Source organism: Streptomyces sp. NPDC034111 (assembly GCF_055575375.1).
Window position 1 is genome coordinate 892,614 of the sequence record NZ_JBVIST010000001.1, and the last position, 14,027, is coordinate 906,640.

Sequence of the window (14,027 nt, forward strand, 5' to 3'; positions counted from 1 at the left end):
TTTTACCGTGCCGCGGCGTGAGCGGTCAGCGCACGGCCGAGTCCGGATGCGCCGCGTCCCACGGGGTGACGACCCGACCCGACGACCGCCCTCGCACCCGTTTTGGCCGTCAACTCGCCCTCACTGGTGGTGTACTGACGCATCGCCGCCCCGTCACACGGGACACTCGGGCCACAATGCCGTCATGACCGAACAAGCATCCACCCCCGCCCGCGCCCTGTTCCGCGCCCCCCAGGACGGCGAGCTCATCGACGTCGCCGGCGTCGAGCACTTCTTCCGGCTCACGGCCGAGCACACCGGCGGGCGCTTCGCCTTCGAGGAGTTCCGCCTCGCGCCCGGCACCATAGGCGCCAGACCACATGTGCACGACGGACACGACGAGTACTTCTACGTCCTTGAGGGCGAGCTGACGCTCCACAACGGGGACGGCGAGGTGACGGCCGGCCCCGGGCATCTGCTCGCCGCCACCCGCGGCACCCCGCACGGCTTCCGCAACGCCGGCCCGACCACCGCACGCGCCCTGTGCCTCTACACCCCCGCCGGCTACGAAAACTACTTCCGCGACGTCCATGCCGCCGTCAGCGCCGGCACCGAGGCGACCGAGGAGCTGCTGGCCGAATTCCGCAGCCGCTACCGGACCAGCTCCTACCGCACTCCTACGGAGTCGCAGGGCTAAGGGCTGTCCCGTAAAGCCTGGACGTGATCTACCTGATAGGCGGCCCGCCACGGGTGGGCAAGAGCACCCTCGCGTGGATGCTGCTGGAAAGAGAGGGCATCCCGGGATGCCCGACCGACGCCCTGGTGTCGATGCTTCAGCGCGCTGCACCCGAGCACGGTGTGCGGCACGGTACGCATCCGGACAAGGCAGTGCTCGCCCAGCCGTTCCTCATCGAGTTCATCCGTGCATCTGCGGAGGCTCTCGATGACTCCGATCCCGAGGACGGCTACGCGATCGAGGGGGACATCGTCACACCGGCGACGGCCACGGCCGCCGCTGGTCTCGGGATACCACTGACCTCTGTCTTCCTTGGAAATACGAAGCTGACCCCCGAACACCTGCGGATAGCCCCGGACTGGCTCGAAGGAGCCGACGACACCACCTACCGGGAGATCGCCGCGTGGGTCAGGGAGCAGAGCACTGCCCTGCGTGAAGCGTGTGCGGCCAGCGGGCACGTCTACGTCGAGTTGGGGACCGGCTTCACGCAGGGCATCGAGCGGGCCTACTCGACACTGATGGAGAGGGCCTGACCGCCCGGCCCGCACCCGCGAACACTTACGGGACAGCCCTTGGGCTCCGGCCCCATGGACATGCCGGGATGCGCCATTCCAGTGGCGGTGCTCTACTTGGGATAAATGTGCAGATTCGCGGACCCCAGGGGCTTACCGCGAATTCCTTCATGCCTCGCGGGGGGGTGCACAGCGCGAGAGGAGAAGTCATGAGTACGGATGACCTCGTGCAGACACCCTACGGTCTCGTTCCTCGCTCCGAAGTGATGCAGATCAACCGGGAAGAGACCGTCAAAGTGGTCGAGGGGCGCCTGAAGAAATTCGACGTCCATACCGACAACCTGCTGGACGACCTGGGCCCGGTGGCGGACGAGGCGCTGACCGCCGATCCGTACGCCTACGCCGCACGTCTTCGGGGCGCCCCGTCGCCCGCGGCGCGGAAATCCGTCGACGGACAAAAGGGGGACGAGCACCTGGCGTTGGACACCTCCCAGACGGACATCCAGTCGTTCCGGACAACGTGGACCGTGCCGTCCAAGCCCAGGAACCCGTCCAGTCCGCACGTCTTCTTCCTCTGGAACGGCCTGTCCGGCGGCGCGCTGCAACCGGTGCTGGACTGGCACAACAACACCTCCGGTGAAGCGAGCTACGGCATCGCGAACTGGGCCTATATTGCCGGGAAATACGTGCACGGTTCCCATCTCTATGTCGACCCGGGAACGCCCCTCACCGGCGCCATCCAATTCCGTTCGCAGATCAGCTCGGGCTATAAGTACACGCTGGGATTCGTCGGCTTCCCCGATGCCGATTTCACGGTCGTACGCCCGCCCGCACAAGGCCCGGCGGACGGCGTCATCCTGTGCTACGAGCCGTACTTCGACACCGCGGACGCCTCGGCCCAGCCGCCCGACCAGAGGGTTGACTTCACGCAGATCAACCTCAAGAAGCAACCGGGATACCTCACGCCGTCGTCGATCAACTGGGATCCGGTGGGCGGCATGAAGGTGGTCGACAACAGCGGCTCTCATGGCGAGGTCGACTACTACTTCCAGCACTCGCAGTAGCGTCCCCTCACGAACCTAGTTCAGGGCACTGCCCGACTGATCGGTGGCCAAGGAGGCGAGGACGCGGAGTCCGTCGTGGCTGGCAGTGCCTGCCGCTGCGGTCCAGATGACCAGTTGCTGGTCGGGGTCGGTGCTGACGGTGAGGGTGTCCCAGTCAAGGGTGAGGTCACCGGCGACGGGATGATGGAATGTTTTGGTACCGAGGCTGCGGGTAGCGACGTGGCGCTCGCCCCACCACTGGCGGAACTGCTGGTTCTGGACCGACAGTTCGTTGACCAATTCGGCCAGACGGGGATCGCCGGGGTGCTTCGCCGCTTCCATGCGCAGCTGTGCGACGCAGGTACGGGCGACGGTTTCCCAGTCCGCATAGAGTTGCTTCATCGCCGGGTCGGTGAAGATGAGCCTGACGTAATTGCGTCGCTTCTCGGGAATGGCCGCGAAGTCCGTGACGAGAGCCGCTGCCAGCGCGTTCCAGGCAAGAATGTCCCCCCGGCGGCCCAGGACCATCGCGGGCGTCGAGGTGAGGTCGTCCAGCAAACGCTGCACCTGCGGCTGGACCCGCTGGCGCGCGCGGCGGCGCGGGCGGGCGTGGTCCTTGCCGGCGAGTTCATACAGGTAGTCGCGCTGGTCGTCATCCAGGTGCAGAACACGCGCCAGGACGCCCAGAACCGAAACCGATGCCTGCATGCGGCCCTGTTCGAGGCGGGTGTAGTAGTCGGTGCTGATGGCCGCGAGCTGGGCGACTTCCTCGCGGCGCAGGCCCTTGACCCGTCGCGGGGCCCCGCTGTCGGGCAGGCCCACTGCGCGGGGACTGAGTTCGGCCCGGCGGGCCTTGAGGAATTCGCCCAACTCGTTGCGCTGCGCGCTGGTGCTCATACATCCAGTGTGGCAGCTGACGCGACCTGGATGGGGGGATGAGTTTGTCCCCGGATAACTCCCTCCCAGGATGCAATTCTCCTCTTTGCTGGATCGTGGCGCGGTGCCAGGCTCCATGACCAGGCCCGGCAGCGACCCGGCCGCCGAAGTCAAGCCGTTACACAAGGTGAACACGTCGCATGGATTCGTCGGATGCCTTGAATCGCTTGGCAGATCGCTCGGCGAATCGCTCGGCGAATCGCTCGGCTTCTTCGGTGCGTAACGCTATTCCCACCGCGCGTAAAAGAAAGCAAAGTAGATGAAGACGAACGTCACCTTCCCCAGCAACGGCCTCACTCTCGCCGGACACCTGTACACCCCGGACACCCCGTCGGCCGGTCCCTCGCCTGCCGTCGTTGTCGGACACCCGGCCACCGGTGTGAAGGAGCAGACCGCGGCGGTCTACGCCGAGCGTCTCGCGGCGCGGGGTTTCGTTGTCCTGACCTTCGACGCCGCCTACCAGGGCGAGAGCGAGGGCGAGCCCCATGGGCTGGAGAACCCGTTCCAGCGGGCGGACGACTTCCGCAACGCGGTCTCCTACCTGACCACCCTTGACGACGTCGCCCCGGAGCGGATCGGCGTGCTCGGTATCTGCTCCTCCGGCGGGTACGTGGCCTTTGCGGCGCAGACCGACCACCGTATGAAGGCGGTCGCCACCGTCAGCGCCATGGACCTGGCGGGCTTCTTCAAGAGCGGCGACCCGGCGGGCTTCGCGACGATGGTCGAGGAGGCCGGCCGCCGACGCAGCGAGGAGGCGGCCGGCGAGGCGCCCGCTGTGGTCAGTGTGCTGCCGGAGGTGGACGACATCGATGCGTCGACCCCGGCGCTCGTCCGGGAGTCCGTCGAGTACTACAAGACACCGCGCGGTCGGCACCCGCGTGCCACGAATCTGTGGGTGGCGCGCAGCGCGGACCAGCTCGACCAGTACGACTCCTTCGCCCGGGTCGACAAGATCGCACCGCGCCCGCTCCTGATGATCGCGGGCACCGAGGCCGCCACCCGCCCGTTCAGCGAGCAGGCAGTCGCCAAGGCCGGCCGGACGGCGGAGCTCTTCGACATCAAGGGCGCGACCCACGTGGACCTGTACGACAAGGACGAGTACGTCACCCGGGCCGTCACGAAGCTGTACGAGTTCTTCGGCGCCCTTCTGGCTGCCTGATCCTGATCGGCAGTATCAACCGCTTCCGGCCATTTACCAGTTGAGGGCCCTGAGGGCCCCTACTGGGTATCAGGCCGGCGGTGCGCGAGAAGGATTCCCCCGAGCGTGCTCTCGGCCGAGCTGAGGGTCCTGTGTGCCTCGACGGTGAAGCCGGCATCGTTGAGCAAGGCGATCATTGCGCCGGGCCGGCGGCGATGGACGTAGACCTTCATCGGGTGGCCACCGTAGCCCTGGGTCTTCAGGTGTGACTCATCGCCGACGTGGAAGCCGAGCAGCAGCGGGGCACCGGGCCGCAGCACTCGCTGGAAGTGCGTGAGGACCGGGCCGATCTCGTCGTCGGGGATGTGGATCAGGGAGTACCAGGCGACCAGGCCGGCCATCGAGCCGTCGGCGAGACCGAGGTCCGTCATGGAGCCGACGTCGAACCGCAGGCCGGGGTGGTCACGCCGAGCCACCTCGATCATCCCGGGCGACAGGTCGATCCCGAACGCGTCCACGCCCAGTTCACGCAAGTGGGCCGAGATCCTCCCCGGCCCGCATCCCACGTCCGCAACCGGCCCTCCGCCGCTGGTGTGCACCAGATCGGCGAACACCGCCAGGACCGCGCGCTCTTCGGGTGTTTCGTCCAGGAGGTTGCGCACCTGGTCCGCATAGCTCGCGGCGACGGTGTCGTAGGAGGTCCGAGTGTCTTCCAACCAGCCGTCGGTGTTCAGTCCGCTTGCCACGACCGCAGGCTACCCAACACCCGACTGAGGTGATCTCCAACTCGCCCTCCCCTTCTGTCGGCTGCCCGCCGGGGCGTCGCGGGGCGACCGCGGCGTCCTGATCCCCTCTCGGACCGGCCGGACGGCGTCAACGCCTTGGCCGGCCAGGTCGTCGAGCTTCCAGTCGAGGTAGCGCTTGCCCGGGAAGGCCCGGCAGGTATCCCCACGGCCACCTGTTAAGCCCCATCCGCTTCAGCGGCGTCATCGGGGCCCCGCGCCGCCTGCCGCCCCGCCCGCCGGCAGATCCGGCACGGGAACGGGCACGGCGCTATGGCGGCACCCGGGGGCACGCGGACCACGGAGGGTGACGGCTGAGCGAGCAGGGGCGTCTCGGGGGCGCCGGGGCCCGGCTCTCCCTCGGTGGATGCGGGCGGCGGCGTCATCGGGCGCCCCGACTCAACGCGATCCGGTGCACGTCGGCGAGTGATTCGGCCAACTCGACGGTGAGCAGGTGCAGTTGCCCGCTCGTCCACCTCCGCCCGCGGAGCACGCGCCGCGCTTCATCGAGCAGATCGGCGGCCAGACCGAGCTGCGCCGCCTCGATGTCGTCGGCGACGCGGGATACGTATCCGGTCCCGTCGCCCGCCAGGAAGCACGGCTTGCCGTCCGGGCTCGTCCAGGGCAGGAGCCGGGCGGTTCGGGTGCCGGTGTGGGTGTCGACGTCGGCGTCCGTTGCGTCTGTCATGTCGTCAACCTCCTTGGGGTCTTCTCGGGTAACCGGATGTAGCCATTCGGTCACCGAGGCAACGCAACCGGCAATAGAATGGAGGTGGTTGAACCGGCGGCATTCAATGCTGTGGCCTGCCAGGATGCCGCCCTACGCACACATGTCGAGAGGTCATGGCGTTGGACGAGACGACCCCACCCGAGCACTTGAATCCGCTCCAGCGCTTCGGCCGCGACATCAGACAGGTACGGCTGGCCCGCAAGCTCACACAGAAGCACCTGGCCAAGGCGACGGGCTACACCGATGGCTACGTCAGCAAGGTCGAGTCCGGGACGCTGCTGCCCCGGCCCAGCGAGAAATTCGCCAAGGGCTGCGACACGGTGTTCGGGACGGGTGAGTTGTTCGCCGGGCTGCTGAAGAGGATCGAGGAGGGGGATCACCCGAGCTGGTTCGTTCCGTACCTCAACTTGGAGCGGAAAGCGTCGCGGATCCTGGACTACTCGGCGAACCTCGTGATGGGACTTCTCCAGACGGAGGACTATGCGCAGGCCATCTTCCGCGCGTACTTCTCCCTGGAGGAAGCGGAAGCGATCGAGGGCAAAGTTGCCGCACGCCTACGACGTCGCGAGGTGTTCGAGAGGGAGACTCCACCCCTCCTGTGGGCCATCCTCAATGAGGCGTGCCTGCGAACTGCCGTAGGTAACGCCGAGGTCATGGCCGGGCAGCTTGAGTACCTCCTGACTGCGGCGGCGTCACCCCACATCAAGCTTCAGATCATGCCGTTCTCTGCGGGTGCTCCTGCGGCGTCCACGAAGCCCTTCACTGTGCTGCGCTTCACGGACGCCCCCACGGTGCTCTACACAGAAACTCGGGTAGGAGGCAAGATGCACGACGCCGAACAAACGGTCGACGCAGCCCTGGACGACTATGATCTGCTCAGGGCGCATGCGTTGTCCCCGGATGGTTCACTGACGCTGATCAAGACTCTGCTTAAGGAGTACCGAGCATGAGCCCCGACTTGGAACTCGCCACCGCCACGTGGGTCAAGTCGTCCTACAGCGACGCCAACGGCGGGGAATGCGTCGAGTTCACCCGCGACTTCGCCTGGGTGAAGTCCTCCTACAGCGACGCCAACGGCGGGCAGTGCATCGAGTTCTCCCGCGCCCTCACCCACCCCCACGGCCTCGTCCCCGTCCGTGACAGCAAGGACCCGGACGGCCCGGCGCTCATCTTCCCCGCGGGCGGCTGGTCCGCGTTCATCTCGGCAGTCAAGCAAGGGCAGTTCACCATCTGAATCCGAGGAGTCCGATGAATCTGCGCGACGATGCCCATGCCCTGGCCGACGATCTCGTGCGGATGCGCCGCTCGCTCCACCGTATCCCCGAGACCGGGCTCGACCTGCCCCGTACTCAGGAGGCCGTGCTGGCCGAACTGGACGGGCTGCCGCTGGAGGTCAGGACCGGCCAGGGGCTCAGCTCCGTGACGGCCGTGTTGCGCGGCGCGCGGCCCGGTCCGGCCGTGCTGCTGCGCGGCGACATGGACGCATTGCCGGTCGCCGAGCGCACCGGGCTGGACTTCGCCGCCGACAACGGGCGGATGCACGCCTGTGGACACGATCTGCACACCACCATGCTCACCGGCGCCGCCAAGCTGCTCTGCGCCCACCGTGACCAACTGGCGGGCGAGGTGCTGTTCATGTTCCAGCCGGGTGAAGAGGGACATGACGGGGCGCGTCACATGCTGGACGAGGGGCTGCTGGAGGTGGCCGGGCAGCGTCCCGTGGCGGCGTATGCGATCCATGTGCTGTCGGCCGGGCTGGCCGGTGGGGCCTTCCGGACGCGTGGCGGTACGGCGATGGCGGCGTCCAATGTGCTGCGGGTGACGGTGCGCGGTGAGGGCGGGCACGGTTCGATGCCGCACCGGGCCAAGGACCCCGTGCAGGCGGCGTGCGCGATGGTGACGGCCCTGCAAGCCTGGATCACCCGCACCTTCGACGTCTTCGACCCGGTGGTTCTGACGGTGGGCACCTTCCATGCCGGCACCCAGCAGAACGTCATCCCGGAGACCGCCGTCTTCGAGGCGACCGTCCGCAGCTTCTCGGACGCCGCCCAGGCGCGGGTCAAGGACGGCACGGTGGAGGTGTGCCGGGGCATCGCGGCGGCGTACGGGGTGGGCGTGGAAGCGGACTTCGTGGAGATGTATCCGGTCACCGTCAATGACCACGCGGAGGCGGACTTCGCGGCGGGCGCGGTCCGCGAGGTGCTGGGCGAGGAGCGTTTTGTGCCGCAGCCGCAGCCGTTGCAGGGCTCGGAGGACTTCTCCCGCGTACTGGCCGAGGTCCCCGGCGCGATGCTCTTCCTCGGTGCGCCGCCGGCCGGGGCTGATCCCGAGCGCAGTCCCAACAACCACTCGCCGCTGGCGGAGTTCGACGATGCGGTGCTGGCGGACGGTGCGGCGGTGTACGCGGAGCTGGCGGCGCGGCGGCTGGGCGCGGCGTAAGCGGTCCTCGGTAACGGCGGTGGTCGCAACGCCGTCTGGGGCTCTCCGAGAACGGGCCGGTCCGAGCCGTTTCGATGGACTGCATGATCGGGCCGCTCACATCATGCGGCCGGGGCCCGCAAAAAGGGCCCCGGCCGCCGAATCGCTGGGAACTCATCCGCTGACGACGGCTGAAGAGTCCAACCGCGTGATCACGTGATGAGCTCTACCCCTTCTTTCCCGATTCGCCTGCGAATACGGTTCCCTTGAGGGATGGCCAGCCCTCTGTAATGGCCTTGGGGCCGTTGATGATCTTGTCATCCGTGGTACCCGGAGCGTAGTTCACCAGTGCGTACTGGTCCTCCGAGAAGAGATACACCTCTTCCGTGTTGGCGGGGGACTGGACGGCGGCGTCGATTCCGCTCTCGAATGCGGTCCCCTTGAGGGACGGCCAGCCCTCCGTGATGGACTTGGGACCGTTGATGATCTTGTCATCCGTGGTACCCGGAGCAGACTTCACCAGTGCGTACTGGTCGCCCTTGAAGAGATACACCTCATCCTTGCGGCTCGACCGCAATGCGGCGTCGATCCCCTTCTCGAATACGGTCCCCTTGAGAGACGGCCAGCCTTCTGCGATGGACTTGGGTCCATTGATGATCTTGTCGCCAGTGGTCCCGGGAGCATAGTTCACCAGCGCATACTGGTCGCCCTTGAAGAGATATACCTCTTCCGTGTTGGCAGGGGACTGGAACGCGGCGTCGATTCCGCTCTCGAATACGCTTCCCTTGAGAGAAGGCCAGCCCTCCGCGATGGACTTGGGGCCGTTGATGATCTTGTCGTCGGTGGTACCCGGAGCAGACTTCACCAGTGCGTACTGGTTGCCCCTGAAGAGATACACCTCATCCTTGCGGCTCGACCGGAACGCGGCATCGATCCCCGGGCAGGTCGAGTTCGATGATGTGGAACTGGCAGAACCGGCCGGGTCCGCGCTGCGTTTGCCCACTGGGCCAGATACGCCGCATGCCGCCGCGCCAGTGGCCAGTCCGCCCTGGGTGGCTTGGTTCTGGTAGTAGGCATAGGACGTCAGGAATGCGGTGGATCTGTCGTTGTGGGCAGGGTTGAGGATCACGATCATGCCGTCGAGCTGGCTCTCGCCGGTGGTGCGCCAGTAGACGTCTCCGCCGTTACGGCGAGCGAAGGAGTCCGTGGGATTCCTGATGGTGTCACGTATCATGTCCCGCCACTGATCGAAGTTGCACTGCCGTCCAAGGACGTTCTGGCACTCATTCTGATCGTGGACGTGCTTGGGGTACGAGTGTCCGGCCGCAAGGTCGGCCATCTCATTTACTTCCTCAGTTGTGAGCGTACGGGCGGGCTGGAAACCATTGACCGAAACAGCAGTTTCGGCTGTTCCCACCAGTGAGCCAACCGCGATCATGAGAGCGACAAGCCCGAGCATTATGCTCCGGAGGCGTCTCGGATATGGGCGCATGTACCTCGTGTTCCTTTCGTCGTTCCCCATACGTTTGCCTGGCACTCTGAAAAAATGGCATGGAGTCGCAGCAGTCCGGCAATGGGGCACTCGCCGCGGTCGCCTGATGTCGATCTTTGGAATCAGCCAGGGTGGGGAGCCGCATTCGGACTCCTGATGAACTGATGACCCCGCAGGAAGAGTCAACGCATCGAGGGTTACGCATCGAGGGTTCGGCAAGTTTCGCCATGCAATAACGCCCATCGCAACGGCATGCAGTAAACACTTCGGTATTCACAGAGATAAACTGTGGTAACCACGAGACCGGGTTGGGCGACCACGAGTCGGGCAGTGCCGGTCGGCGGACCTCGCAGACCGTGTCCACCCGGCCAGTTGCCAGCTGTCCTGGGCACGGGGAGTGGACGGTGTGCCGGCCTTGCCTCCGTGTTCCGGGGCGCCGACGCCGACCGTGCCTCGCCGGTTTGTCATCTGGTCGCGTGCGGGCGCCCGGGCCCAACTATCCGGCCTGTCCGGACTGGCAGCCGCCCTCTGCTGTTGCAGACGCTTCCGCTCGCACCACGGAGGACCCGGCCTCAGCCGTCCGGTGTCTGCCTTATCGTTTCTTTCAGGTCATCGGCTGCGCGCGTACATCGGCTGCGCGCGCGTACATACCGGACTGATGCCTCACCTGAATCGTCCGAACAGGAGTTAGCCACTCATGTCCTCGTCCGCCCCGACCGGGGCCTCTTCGCGACCTGTCCGTGTGTTGCTGGTGGAGGACGACGACCTGATGCGACGGTCCTTCACTCTCGCCTTGGAGCGTTACGGCTACGAGATGAAGGCCGCGGCCGACGGTCTTACGGGCCTTGAGCTCTTCCGCGACGAAAGCTTCGACCTGCTGATCCTGGACGTGATGCTGCCCGGTCTGGACGGGATCGGCCTGTGCCGCAGGGTCCGGGAGACCAGCTTGGTGCCCGTTTTGATGATGTCCGCGCGCGGCGACGGGCTCGATGTCGTCGCCGGTCTGGAGGCCGGGGCGGACGACTACGTGGTCAAGCCCGTGGACACGTACGTGCTGGTGGCGCGCATCCGCTCGCTGCTGCGGCGGGCGACCTACGCGCCCGCCCCGGAAGCCGAGCGGCCCGCGGACGAGGGGCCGCCGTCCGAGGGGAAGGTGCTGGTGTTCGGGGACCTGAGCATCGACACCGCAGGCATGGAGGTGTTCGTCTCCGGAAGCCCGGTGGCGCTGACCCCGACCGAACTGAAGCTGCTCCTGGAGTTCGCCGCCCACCCGGGCGTCGTGCTGGAGCGGCACACGCTGCTGCGCAATGTCTGGGAGTACGGCTGGGACGGCGACAGCCGGGTGGTGGATCTGTGTGTGCAGCGGCTGCGCCGGAAGCTGGGGCGGGAGCGGATCGAAACGGTCCGCGGTTTCGGCTACAAGTTCAGGCGCTGAGGGTGGTGCGTGTGCTCCGGCGGCTGCGGCCGGACCTGTCGTCCCTGCGCTGGAAGATCGCCGCGCTGGCCGCGGTCACGGCCTGCCTGGTCGTGGCGACGGTGGGTGTGCTGGTGCACTTGTGGACCGCGGACGCCATCCGCGACCGGGCCGACGCGCAGGCCTCCGACAGCCTCCACTCGGCCATGGACGTCTACCGGCGTACCGGCACGCTGGTCGAGGGTGCCGAGCTCGATCCGTCCGACCTGCCCGCCACCCTGCGCCACCCGAACGACGGCGACTCGCACACGGCCTACGACATCCCGGTCTGCTGGGCCGCCCAACGGACCGGCGGTCCGGGCAGCCCGGTGCTGGCCGTCAACTACCAAATGGGCACGGAGCTACACAATCTGCGCCAACTCGACATGACCATGGCGGTGGCCTCGCTGGTCGCGCTCGCAGCGGCCGTGCCACTGGCGGTCTACGGGGCCGGGTTGCTCGCCCGCAGGCTGCGGCAGGTCTCCGAGACCGCAGGCCGGATCTCCGCCGGGGATCTGGACGCCCGCACCGGGCCCACCAAGGGCCGCGACGAGGTGGCCGAGATCGCCGCCACCGTCGACGGTATGGCCGACAGTCTCGGCCAACTGCTACGCACCGAGCGGCAGTTCACCGCGGACGTGGCCCATGAGCTGCGCACCCCCGTCGGCGGTCTGCTGGCCGCCGTCGACCTGCTGCCGGCCGGTGAGACGGAGGATCTGCTGCGGGCCCGGGTACGGGATCTGCGCGGCCTGGTTGAGGACCTGCTGGAGATCTCCCGGCTGGACGCCGGGGCCGAGCGGCCGGTCCGCGCCCGGGTGCCGCTCGGCGCCGTCGTCTCCGAGGCCGTGGCACGCACCGGTCTCCGCGTCGACGTCACCGTCGCCGAGGCGGAAGCCGCTCAGACCGTGGAGACCGACCCGCGCCGCCTGGAGCGGATCGTCAGCAACCTCGTCGTCAACGCCCACCGGCACGGAGGGCCCCCGGTGGAGGTCACCGTCGAGGGCCCTACGGTCGTCGTGCGCGACCACGGCCCCGGCTTCCCGGCAGACTTGCTGCTCCACGGTCCCCGCCGGTTCCAGACGGGTGCGACGGAGCGCGGCACGGGCCACGGCCTGGGCCTGACCATCGTCCTGGGCCAGGCCCGGCTCCTCGGCGCCGAGCTGCGTCTGGAAAACGCCCCGGACGGCGGCGCCGTCGCCACCCTGCGCCTGCCGCTCCCGCCATCCGGCTCCCGCGGAACCGCCACGTCGGCATGACGGCCCGGCGCCCACAGACCTGCTGCTACAGAACTGCTACGAGGCGGCGGGGACGTCGATACGCGGCGGCTCAGGCCCCGATACGTTCCCGCGGCATCCTTCGAAGCGTGCCTTTCCGCACCTGAAGGAGAACCCCTGTGGCCGGCCGGTCACCTCTGTCCATGACCGAGGCAGTCCACCCGGATCTTGAGGAGAGAACCGTGAACATGTCTGGCAACGCATCCCCTGTTCCCTCGCGCCGGAGCGGCGTCGCGTCCCGCGCGCAGATCGTCATGTTCCGGGGCGTGTGGGCCGTCGGCGCACTCGCCGTCATCACAGCCGTGCTGCTGATCATCGGTGCCTTCGCCGCGAACCCGATGGCGGGTGAGACGGGGCAACCCGCCGCCCTGCTCGCACTGATCGCGTTGTGCTTCGGCGGGACGCTCTTGATCGTCGGTTTGCTGGCCCGATTCGTCGTGGCGAAGTCGGAGCACCGATAGGAGCCCGTGAAGGAACTGATCGCTCAGCGGTCGGGGGGAAGTGGGAGACGTACTCGACGGGCCAGGACCTCTCGGCAGCAACTGTGTTGTCCGTGCACAGGCGCACCGAGAGGTCCTGTCATGTGGTGCACGTCTCCGCCCGGCCGGCCACGCCCTACAGAACTGCTACAAAGCGGCGCGGTCGACGATACACAGCAGCTCAGGCCCCGATACGTTCCCCGGACACCCTTCGAAGTGCACCCTTCCGCACCCGAAGAGGAGTCCTCGATGTCCATTCCCTCCTTCGTCCCGCGCGCGCAGCACGCGGCGCCCGGGATCGCAGCCGCCACCTTCGACCTGTCGAAGGTCTACGGCAGCGGCGACACCCGTGTCGTAGCCCTGGACCATGTCAGCATCGACTTCCGGGAGGGGGAGTTCACCGCGATCATGGGTCCTTCCGGCTGCGGCAAGTCCACGCTGATGCACTGTGCCGCCGGGCTCGACTCGCCCAGCTCCGGCTCCGTGCGCGTCGGCACCACCGAACTGAGCACGCTGGGCGACCGGCAGCTCACCGCGCTGCGCCGGGACCGGATCGGCTTCATCTTTCAGGCGTTCAACCTGCTGCCGACGCTGACCGCGCTGGAGAACATCACGCTGCCACTGACCATCGCCGGACGCCGCCCCGACCAGCAGTGGCTGGACCGCGTGGTCGCCATGGTCGGGCTCTCCCAGCGCCTCGGTCACCGGCCCGCACAGCTGTCCGGCGGGCAGCAGCAGCGCGTCGCGGTCGCCCGCGCCCTGGCCTCGCGGCCCGCGATCGTCTTCGGCGACGAGCCGACCGGCAACCTCGACTCCCGCGCCGGGGCCGAAGTCCTCGGCTTCCTGCGCGACTCCGTACGCGAGCTGGGCCAGACCGTGGTGATGGTCACCCACGACCCGGTCGCCGCCGGCTACGCCGACCGCGTGGTCTTCCTCTCCGACGGCCGTCTGGTCGACGAAATGACACACGTCACCCCGGACCGGGTCCTGGACCTGATGAAGAGCCTGGGCGCCCTCTCACACACCAGCTAGACCCGCCTCGCCCAGGACCGAAC

The 14,027-nt window shown here is 67.5% G+C and carries 15 protein-coding genes and 1 pseudogene; 11 read left to right on the forward strand and 5 right to left on the reverse strand.

Features of this window, described 5'->3' with window-relative positions; genetic code table 11:
- The first annotated feature begins 184 nt into the window (after positions 1–184).
- The 3 genes from ACZ55A_RS04005 to ACZ55A_RS04015 all read left to right on the forward strand — a co-directional run bounded on the left by ACZ55A_RS04005 (position 185) and on the right by ACZ55A_RS04015 (position 2,291).
- Entirely contained in the window at positions 185–676 is a 492-nt protein-coding gene (locus tag ACZ55A_RS04005) for a cupin domain-containing protein (protein WP_468832790.1), read from the forward strand.
- Positions 677–699: 23 nt separating this feature from the next.
- Positions 700–1,248: a hypothetical protein gene (locus ACZ55A_RS04010; protein ID WP_468832794.1), complete on the forward strand. Its 549-nt coding sequence runs from the start codon at positions 700–702 to the stop codon at positions 1,246–1,248.
- A gap of 188 nt (positions 1,249–1,436) precedes the next feature.
- Positions 1,437–2,291, forward strand: coding sequence for a hypothetical protein (locus ACZ55A_RS04015; RefSeq protein WP_468832798.1), 855 nt, complete (start codon positions 1,437–1,439; stop codon positions 2,289–2,291).
- A gap of 15 nt (positions 2,292–2,306) precedes the next feature.
- On the opposite strand, the gene ACZ55A_RS04020 is transcribed toward ACZ55A_RS04015, so the two are convergent.
- Positions 2,307–3,167: a helix-turn-helix domain-containing protein gene (locus tag ACZ55A_RS04020; RefSeq protein WP_468832802.1), complete on the reverse strand. Its 861-nt coding sequence runs from the start codon at positions 3,165–3,167 to the stop codon at positions 2,307–2,309.
- A 298-nt stretch (positions 3,168–3,465) separates the two neighbouring features.
- Here ACZ55A_RS04020 and ACZ55A_RS04025 point away from each other — a divergent pair, with 298 nt between their 5' ends.
- Entirely contained in the window at positions 3,466–4,365 is a 900-nt protein-coding gene (locus ACZ55A_RS04025) for an alpha/beta hydrolase (RefSeq protein ID WP_468832805.1), read from the forward strand.
- A gap of 59 nt (positions 4,366–4,424) precedes the next feature.
- Here ACZ55A_RS04025 and ACZ55A_RS04030 read toward each other — a convergent pair whose 3' ends face one another.
- From ACZ55A_RS04030 to ACZ55A_RS04040, 3 genes and pseudogenes are all read right to left on the reverse strand, one after another.
- Entirely contained in the window at positions 4,425–5,078 is a 654-nt protein-coding gene (locus tag ACZ55A_RS04030) for a class I SAM-dependent DNA methyltransferase (RefSeq protein WP_468834636.1), read from the reverse strand.
- Between the two features lie 21 nt (positions 5,079–5,099).
- Positions 5,100–5,309 (reverse strand): annotated as a pseudogene (locus ACZ55A_RS04035) (hypothetical protein); the annotation flags it as partial.
- 199 nt (positions 5,310–5,508) lie between these two features.
- Complete coding sequence (locus ACZ55A_RS04040; protein WP_468832808.1) at positions 5,509–5,814, reverse strand: hypothetical protein; 306 nt, start codon at positions 5,812–5,814, stop codon at positions 5,509–5,511.
- 155 nt (positions 5,815–5,969) lie between these two features.
- Here ACZ55A_RS04040 and ACZ55A_RS04045 point away from each other — a divergent pair, with 155 nt between their 5' ends.
- The 3 genes from ACZ55A_RS04045 to ACZ55A_RS04055 are packed head-to-tail and all read left to right on the forward strand — an operon-like array spanning position 5,970 to position 8,295.
- Positions 5,970–6,806 carry a helix-turn-helix domain-containing protein gene (locus ACZ55A_RS04045; protein WP_468832812.1) on the forward strand — a complete coding sequence of 279 codons (837 nt, stop codon included), beginning with the start codon at positions 5,970–5,972 and terminating at the stop codon, positions 6,804–6,806.
- Positions 6,803–7,090: a DUF397 domain-containing protein gene (locus ACZ55A_RS04050; RefSeq protein ID WP_468832816.1), complete on the forward strand. Its 288-nt coding sequence runs from the start codon at positions 6,803–6,805 to the stop codon at positions 7,088–7,090. The genes ACZ55A_RS04045 and ACZ55A_RS04050 overlap by 4 nt, the downstream gene beginning before the upstream one ends.
- Before the next feature lie 14 nt (positions 7,091–7,104).
- Complete coding sequence (locus tag ACZ55A_RS04055) at positions 7,105–8,295, forward strand: M20 metallopeptidase family protein (RefSeq protein ID WP_468832820.1); 1,191 nt, start codon at positions 7,105–7,107, stop codon at positions 8,293–8,295.
- Between the two features lie 205 nt (positions 8,296–8,500).
- Here the strand turns inward: ACZ55A_RS04055 and ACZ55A_RS04060 are convergent, their stop codons facing one another.
- Entirely contained in the window at positions 8,501–9,796 is a 1,296-nt protein-coding gene (locus ACZ55A_RS04060; RefSeq protein ID WP_468832821.1) for a hemopexin repeat-containing protein, read from the reverse strand.
- 667 nt (positions 9,797–10,463) lie between these two features.
- On the opposite strand from ACZ55A_RS04060, the gene cseB reads away from it, so the two are divergent.
- The 4 genes from cseB (at position 10,464) to ACZ55A_RS04080 (ending at position 14,004) form a co-directional block, all read left to right on the forward strand.
- Entirely contained in the window at positions 10,464–11,201 is a 738-nt protein-coding gene (cseB, locus tag ACZ55A_RS04065) for a two-component system response regulator CseB (protein ID WP_468832825.1), read from the forward strand.
- A gap of 2 nt (positions 11,202–11,203) precedes the next feature.
- Positions 11,204–12,475 (forward strand): ATP-binding protein, encoded by a 1,272-nt coding sequence (locus ACZ55A_RS04070; RefSeq protein WP_468832829.1) that lies wholly within the window; start codon positions 11,204–11,206, stop codon positions 12,473–12,475.
- Positions 12,476–12,636: 161 nt separating this feature from the next.
- Entirely contained in the window at positions 12,637–12,954 is a 318-nt protein-coding gene (locus tag ACZ55A_RS04075; RefSeq protein ID WP_468832833.1) for a hypothetical protein, read from the forward strand.
- A 267-nt stretch (positions 12,955–13,221) separates the two neighbouring features.
- Positions 13,222–14,004: an ABC transporter ATP-binding protein gene (locus ACZ55A_RS04080; RefSeq protein ID WP_468832837.1), complete on the forward strand. Its 783-nt coding sequence runs from the start codon at positions 13,222–13,224 to the stop codon at positions 14,002–14,004.
- The last annotated feature ends 23 nt before the right edge of the window (positions 14,005–14,027 follow it).